Here is a 6,389-nt window from a genome sequence, read left to right as displayed (position 1 = left end):
GATAGTTTATTGATAGTTTATTGATAGTTTATTGATAGTTTATTGATAGTAAAAGCAAGGACACTTTCAGAAGAAATCAACAAATTTTAAAATAATACCATTAAAAAAAGAGGTAAATTAATTCAAGCGCTGAACACTTTTTACTTATTAGCATAAAGAAGCGCCACCATAATATTAAAACCACTTTTAAAAAGCTTGTTTGTTATTCGCCAAGCTATCATTGGGGTTTAACAGCAATTATAATTAAAGAATAAAATAGGTGATTATCAAAAAGAACGATAATTACAGGCTAATAACACACTAACTTAACTAAAAAAGCATTTCTATATTCTTTTTTTGTATATAAGTTAACAAAATATCACTTCTTTTATTTCTATAAAGCGCTAACCTTGTGCTATTAAAGTAAATAAAGCTTTATTAAGGAGCTACCATGACGACAATATTTGAAGATAACTCAACCACTATAGGTAAAACGCCTTTAGTAAAACTTAACCGTGTAACTACCGGTAATGTTTTTGCAAAAATAGAATCAAGAAATCCAAGTGCGAGTATTAAGTGTCGTATTGGTGCAAACATGATCTGGGATGCAGAGAAGAAAGGCTTATTAACACCTGGTAAAGTAATCGTTGAGCCAACAAGTGGTAATACCGGCATAGCCCTTGCCTTTGTTGCTGCAGCTCGAGGTTATGGTATTACGTTAACTATGCCACATACCATGAGTTTAGAACGCAGAAAGTTATTAGCGGCTTTAGGGGCTAAACTTGAATTGACCGATGGCGCCAAAGGTATGAACGGTGCTATAGCTAAAGCGCAAGAAATTAAAAATTCAGATCCAGACAAGTATGTTTTATTGGGGCAATTCGACAACCCTGCCAACCCTGAGATCCATGAAAAAACGACCGGTCCAGAGATCTGGGCAGATACCGATGGTAAGATTGATATTTTTGTTGCCGGTGTTGGAACAGGCGGTACCATTACCGGTGTTAGTCGTTATATCAAAAATATTGCCGGCAAAAACATTATGTCTGTAGCTGTTGAGCCTACTGACTCACCGGTTATTAGCCAAAAAATGGCGGGTGAAGCATTAACACCTGGCCCACATAAAATTCAAGGTATTGGTGCTGGTTTTATTCCTGGTAACTTAGACTTAAGCATGATCGATGCTGTTGAAAAAGTGACCAACGATGAAGCCATGGCAATGTGTCACCGCCTAATGAAAGAAGAAGGTATTCTTGCAGGTATTTCTTCAGGTGCCGCGGTTGTTGCCGCTAAACGTTTAGCTGAGAAACCTGAAAACAAAGATAAAAATATCGTTGTTATTTTAGCAAGTTCCGCTGAACGTTACTTATCAAGTCCATTATTTAGTGATGAGTTCACTGATAAAGAGCTTGTACAATAGTATTGACATCATCAAAATAAAAAAGACGCTGAGGCGTCTTTTTTTTGTTTTATCAATCAGCAATAAAGCGAGCAATCGCCGGATGAATTAAGCCACTATGGCTTACCGGTCCCATATGTCCGGTTGGAAAACGTTGATGTTCAACATTGGGTAAATTGGCTTTAATTTGATTGGCTAATGATTGACTCAGTTCAGGGCTGTGTTCCCCTGTCATCATTAACACTTTACAAGTAAGACCACTTAGATCGGTTAAAGTATATTTCTCTGATATTAAACCTTTAAAGTCTAAACTCACCTTAGGCATATCTCTTGCCATTATATCCTGAACTTTTTGTGGTAATGCTTTGAAAAAACCTGTTTTGTTCCAAAAATCAGTGAATATCTCTGCCGCCTGATACCTATCATCGATATTAACTTTATTAGCAAAGTTATCCGCTAACATTCGAGCGTCACTACTTTGTTCAAGTAAATGAAACGCAACCGGCTCATATAAAGAAAGACTTAATATTTTTTCTGGATTCTCAATGGCTAGCTTTAAGGCAATCGCGCCGCCACAAGAATGCCCAACCAAGTGAAAAGACTGATGTTGAGCAACATGAGTAATAATTTTTTTAATACGGTTAATTTCAACATCAAAATTATAATTTAACTCATCAGCGACTTTTTCTGCATTACCATAACTGAGCAAATCAATATTGATGACTAAGTAGTGAGGTTCAAGCAGTTTGACTAAAGGCTGCCATTGCCTGGCTGAACTTAGCGAACTATGAAGAAGTACAACCGGTGTTCCCTGCCCTGAAATATAGGCACCTTTTAGTAGATTATTTATGGTCATTGCAGCTATTGATTAGCGATAAAACACCATTATCAGCTTAATCTAACAAATGTCAAAGTGAAATAACACTCAATCTATTGTCGCGCAATTAAAAAAGATACGGCTATAAAAGTTTACAAAGTAAATAAATAAAACTTCACACTTTTGCTGACATTAAATTATTTAATGTGATAAAAATTGGTTAACTCAAACTTTCAACGAAATTAACTTAACGTCGTTTTGAAAAAGTCGTCTGAAAAAATACAATAATAAAGAGTATTCATGGATATAAATCTTCAAGGTAAAAGCGCATTGGTCTGTGGTTCAAGTCAAGGGATCGGTAAAGCCTGTGCAATTGAACTTGCTCAATTAGGCGCTAACGTCACACTATTCTCACGTAATCAAGCAGCCCTTGAATTAGTCAAAGCTGATCTTGATAAATATCAAGGTCAAAAACATCAAGTATTAGTCGCTGACTTTTCGAATACAGAACAAGTAAAAACCGTGATCAATGCGCATATTAACGCATCGGGTGGTTATGATATTTTAATCAATAATACCGGTGGACCCGCACCTGGACCGGCCAATGAGGCTGGTGTCGATGAATTTATCAACGCCTTCAATTTACACTTAGTGTCCAACCATCACTTGGTTCAAGCGCTTATCCCTGGTATGAAAGAAAAGCAATATGGCCGTATTATCAATGTTATTTCTACGTCTGTTAAGCAGCCGCTCAATGGCCTAGGTGTTTCTAATACCATACGTGGTGCGGTGGCGAGCTGGGCGAAAACCTTAGCAAATGAATTGGGTGAATTTGGTATTACTGTCAATAATGTCTTACCCGGGGCTACTGCAACCGCTCGTTTGGATGCTATTATTTCAGGGAAAGCCAAAAAACAAAACATTTCAATTGAACAGGCTACGCTTAACGAAAAAGCAATTATTCCTATGCGCCGTTTTGCTAAACCCGAAGAATTTGCAGCTGCGGCCGCTTTTTTAGCATCGCCTGCTGCTGGCTATATCACAGGTATTAATTTACCCGTCGATGGTGGCAGAACCTCGTGCTTATAAGGTTTACTTTAATAAACAATAGCTAGAGGAATAATAATGCTCAATGAAAATAATATTATTGAAAACTTTATTGATGGCCAATATCAAGCGCCCGTCAATAATAATTATTTAGATAATATTGAGCCGGCCACGGGGCTAGTTTATGGCCAAATCCCCAATAGTGATATCGCTGATGTTGAACAGGCTGTTGCAGCAGCAGAGCTTGCCCTGCCCGCATGGCAGGCTTTAGCTTTAGAACAACGTGCCGACTATTTAATTGCCATAGCACAAGAAATTGAAAACCAACTTGAATCCTTAGCACTTGCCGAAGCCACAGACAATGGTAAACCGGTTTCTTTAGCGAGAATGGTAGATATTCCACGTGCGGCAAGTAACTTTAAATTCTTTGCTCATGCCTGTTCGCAATTCGCTAGTGAATCTCATGCGATTGCTCATACGGCAATCAATTACACTTTGCGCCAACCTGTTGGTATTGTCGGCTGTATTTCCCCTTGGAATTTACCGCTGTATTTATTTACTTGGAAAATAGCACCAGCACTCGCTGCAGGTAATTGCGTGATTGCTAAACCCTCTGAAATAACCCCAAAAACGGCGGCAATGCTCGGCGCTATTTGTCTGAAAGTCGGTTTGCCTAAAGGTGTTTTAAATATATTACACGGAACAGGTGCAAGCGTTGGCGCTGCAATATGTAACCACCCTAAAATTAAAGCGATCTCATTCACTGGTGGCTCAGCAACGGGTGCAGCAATAGCAACTCAGCTTGCACCACAATTTAAAAAACTATCATTAGAATTAGGTGGGAAAAACCCAGCATTAATTTTTGATGACTGTCATTTTGAAAGTACTGTTGAAGAAGTCTTTCGCGCCAGCTTTGCGAATCAAGGTCAAATTTGCTTATGTGCTTCACGTTTATATATTCAACGGGGCATATATGAAAAATTCAAAAAAGCATTAGTTGCAAAAGCACAAGCGCTTGTGCCACAAGACCCTTTACTTAATGAAACAAAAATGGGCGCGATTGTCTCCAAAGCTCACTTAGAAAAGGTACTTGGCTATATTGATTTAGCTAAAAAAGAAGGGGGTACTATTTTAGCGGGCGGTGAACAAGTGCTATTACCTGGTCGCTGTAAACAAGGTTATTTTTTACAACCGACTATCATTGAAGGCTTAAGTAATGATGCAAGTTGCAACCAGCAAGAGATCTTTGGCCCTGTTATTACCTTACAACTGTTTGATACTGACGAACAAGCGCTGGCACTTGCCAACGAAAGCCAATATGGCTTAGCGGCGACTATTTGGACGCAAAATATTAATAGAGCGCATCAACTCGCTGAACAAATAAATACCGGAATTGTGTGGATCAATTGTTGGTTACTGCGTGATTTACGAACGCCTTTTGGTGGTATGAATCATTCAGGTGTTGGTCGAGAAGGTGGTTTAGAAGCCATGCGATTTTTTACTGAACCCAAAAATGTATGCATAAAATACTCATAGGCTCAAACTAAATAAATACCGGAATTGTGTGGATCAATTGTTGGTTACTGCGTGATTTACGAACGCCTTTTGGTGGTGTGAATCATTCAAGTGTTGGTCGATAAGGTGGTTTAGAAGCCATGTGATTTTTTACTGAACCCAAAAATGTATGCATAAAATACTCATAGGCTCAAACTAAATAAATACCGGAATTGTGTGGATCAATTTTTGGAGGTATGAATCATTCAAGTGTTGGTCGATAAGGTGGTTTAGAAGCCATGCGATTTTTTACTGAACCCAAAAATGTATGCATAAAATACTCATAGGCTCAAACTAAATAATGAACCAAATTTGTCATAAATTTAAATCTTCAGGAGCAATATTTGCCAGCGTATTAGGCTGCAAATGGACGCTTATTTAACCTATTTCCTCTGGTATGCCTTAGGGTGTTTTTCGGTGATTTCGAAATTCCCTACTCAGTCGTACTCAAGTCTACACACAATTAAAATAAATAAAGAACAAAGGTCTTTGATTGATTTTTGTCTACACTTATAACCATAAAAATATATTAATTACATCAGGATCCCTTATGAGCGATGTTAAAATTAAAACGTCTTTGAACCCGAAAATAATTAACGCGGAACAAGCACCAAAACCGGTAGGTTTATACCCTCACGCCCGACAAGTAGGCGACTTATTATTTCTTTCTGGTGTTGGCCCAAGAAAAGCGGGTTGCAAAGATATCCCTGGGGTTGTACTTGACGAGCAAGGTAAAATTAAAAGTTACGATATTGAAGCGCAATGTCATAGTGTATTCACCAATATTCGCTTAATTCTTGAAGCGTCAAATGCAAACTGGATGGACTTGGTTGATGTCACCGTATTTTTAACCAATATGGATGACGACTTCACCACCTACAATCGTATTTACGCAGAATACTTTGCCGATAACCAACCTTGTCGAACCACGGTTGAAATTAACAAATTACCAACGCCCATTGCCATTGAACTTAAATGTATCGCTGCGTTGAATCAACATAAAAAGCCTCATACTAAAACGACGGGGGAATAGTCATGTCAACGTTAAAAAACAGCATCGCTATGCCTTTTAATTTACATGCTTGGATTGATGAACATCGCCATTTACTTAAACCTCCCGTTTGTAATAAACAAATTTTTGAACAAGACAATTTTATTGTAATGATTGTCGGCGGCCCAAATAATCGTAACGATTATCACTATAACGCAACCCCTGAATTATTTTATCAAATTGAAGGCGAAATGGTGCTTTCAGTGATTGATGGTTCGGTTGAAAAGAATGATCATCATGATCCTAAAAATTTTCAGGATATAAAAATTAAAGCTGGCGAGATATTCTTACTTCCACCAAAAATGTTGCATTCCCCACAGCGCTTTGAAAATAGCGTAGGTTTAGTGGTTGAACAAAAGCGAGCAAATAATCAAAAAGATGCACTTTATTGGTTTTGTCCTGACTGCAAAAAACAACTCTACACAGAAGCTTTTTATCTCGACAATATAGAAACAGACTTACCTAAAGTATTCACCCGTTTTTATGACACACCTGACAATTGCACTTGTCAGCAATGTGGCACAACAGTGACGAAGGGATAA

The 6,389-nt window shown here is 38.1% G+C and carries 7 protein-coding genes; 6 read left to right on the top strand and 1 reads right to left on the bottom strand.

What is annotated here, in order from left to right; all coding sequences use genetic code 11:
* Positions 1–430 precede the first annotated feature (430 nt).
* Positions 431–1,399, top strand: a complete 969-nt coding sequence (gene cysK / locus H4J56_RS18170) for a cysteine synthase A (protein ID WP_182172979.1) — start codon at positions 431–433, stop codon at positions 1,397–1,399.
* Between the two features lie 52 nt (positions 1,400–1,451).
* On the opposite strand, the gene H4J56_RS18165 is transcribed toward cysK, so the two are convergent.
* Positions 1,452–2,234 (bottom strand): alpha/beta fold hydrolase, encoded by a 783-nt coding sequence (locus H4J56_RS18165; protein WP_182222765.1) that lies wholly within the window; start codon positions 2,232–2,234, stop codon positions 1,452–1,454.
* A gap of 261 nt (positions 2,235–2,495) precedes the next feature.
* Here H4J56_RS18165 and H4J56_RS18160 point away from each other — a divergent pair, with 261 nt between their 5' ends.
* From H4J56_RS18160 to H4J56_RS18145, 5 genes are all read left to right on the top strand, one after another.
* Positions 2,496–3,284: an SDR family oxidoreductase gene (locus H4J56_RS18160; protein WP_182222766.1), complete on the top strand. Its 789-nt coding sequence runs from the start codon at positions 2,496–2,498 to the stop codon at positions 3,282–3,284.
* Positions 3,285–3,320: 36 nt separating this feature from the next.
* Positions 3,321–4,778, top strand: coding sequence for an aldehyde dehydrogenase (locus tag H4J56_RS18155; protein WP_182222767.1), 1,458 nt, complete (start codon positions 3,321–3,323; stop codon positions 4,776–4,778).
* Positions 4,779–4,789: 11 nt separating this feature from the next.
* Positions 4,790–4,882: a hypothetical protein gene (locus H4J56_RS20035; protein ID WP_404842648.1), complete on the top strand. Its 93-nt coding sequence runs from the start codon at positions 4,790–4,792 to the stop codon at positions 4,880–4,882.
* Positions 4,883–5,346: 464 nt separating this feature from the next.
* Complete coding sequence (locus H4J56_RS18150; RefSeq protein WP_182216170.1) at positions 5,347–5,829, top strand: RidA family protein; 483 nt, start codon at positions 5,347–5,349, stop codon at positions 5,827–5,829.
* 2 nt (positions 5,830–5,831) lie between these two features.
* Positions 5,832–6,389, top strand: a complete 558-nt coding sequence (locus H4J56_RS18145) for a 3-hydroxyanthranilate 3,4-dioxygenase (RefSeq protein ID WP_220465348.1) — start codon at positions 5,832–5,834, stop codon at positions 6,387–6,389.

Source organism: Colwellia sp. BRX8-4, assembly GCF_014077345.1.
Lineage (GTDB): Bacteria > Pseudomonadota > Gammaproteobacteria > Enterobacterales > Alteromonadaceae > Colwellia_A.
Note: the sequence above shows the minus strand (reverse complement) of the source record. Positions and strands in the feature narration are given on the sequence as shown.

Excerpts from the sequence above, each read along its gene's own strand:
- cysK (WP_182172979.1), top strand. The coding sequence starts at position 431 with ATGACGACAATATTTGAAGATAACTCAACCACTATAGGTAAAACGCCT.
- H4J56_RS18165 (WP_182222765.1), bottom strand. The coding sequence starts at position 2,234 with ATGACCATAAATAATCTACTAAAAGGTGCCTATATTTCAGGGCAGGGA.
- H4J56_RS18160 (WP_182222766.1), top strand. The coding sequence starts at position 2,496 with ATGGATATAAATCTTCAAGGTAAAAGCGCATTGGTCTGTGGTTCAAGT.
- H4J56_RS18155 (WP_182222767.1), top strand. The coding sequence starts at position 3,321 with ATGCTCAATGAAAATAATATTATTGAAAACTTTATTGATGGCCAATAT.
- H4J56_RS18150 (WP_182216170.1), top strand. The coding sequence starts at position 5,347 with ATGAGCGATGTTAAAATTAAAACGTCTTTGAACCCGAAAATAATTAAC.
- H4J56_RS18145 (WP_220465348.1), top strand. The coding sequence starts at position 5,832 with ATGTCAACGTTAAAAAACAGCATCGCTATGCCTTTTAATTTACATGCT.